Here is a 515-nt window from a genome sequence, read left to right as displayed (position 1 = left end):
GAATCGCCCCATGGCGGAGGTCAGGCCGCTGCTGCAGGTGATCGGCGAGCCGGTCTCTCGTGACACGGTGGCGCTCCTGGAAGAGCTCCTCGATTCGGCCCGCAAGGGCAGCCTTACCGGGCTTGCGCTGGTAGCCATGCACAAGCACCGATGCTACGAGTTCGCCATCACCGGGGAGGCGGCGAGGAGCCCCACCTTCGCCTTGGGCGCCGTCACGAAGCTGCAGCTCCACCTCTCGGAGCTGATGGATGAGGGCGAGTGAGGTCAGGCGCGTCGGCGGCCGAAAGGGCCGCCGCTAGAGACTAAAGTAAAGCCGTTACGCCAAGCCTAGGGTCGCTCCCGAAAAGCGGGCACCCTCGCCCGCCTGGCTTGGCTTCTTTCATGGGGGAGCGCGCGGAGGGATGCGATATGGCAAGACTATACTCTGAACGTCCCCAAGGCGGTCAGGCAGGCCGCCGGGGACTGACGCTTGCCGAAGAACTGCTGGAGTCACGTCGGCCTGCTCCTGCCAAGGC

At 66.0% G+C, this 515-nt stretch carries 1 protein-coding gene; it reads left to right on the top strand.

Features of this window, described 5'->3' with window-relative positions; all coding sequences use genetic code 11:
- Positions 1-262: hypothetical protein (locus ACTFO6_RS17595; protein WP_439935720.1), on the top strand; the 262-nt coding region annotated here is incomplete at its 5' end.
- Positions 263-515 lie beyond the last annotated feature (253 nt).

The sequence above is a fragment of the Pelomicrobium sp. G1 genome (assembly GCF_051905455.1).
Lineage (GTDB): Bacteria > Pseudomonadota > Gammaproteobacteria > Burkholderiales > UBA6910 > Pelomicrobium.
The sequence above is the reverse complement of the archived record's forward strand: the minus strand, read 5'-3'. Positions and strand labels throughout refer to the sequence as shown.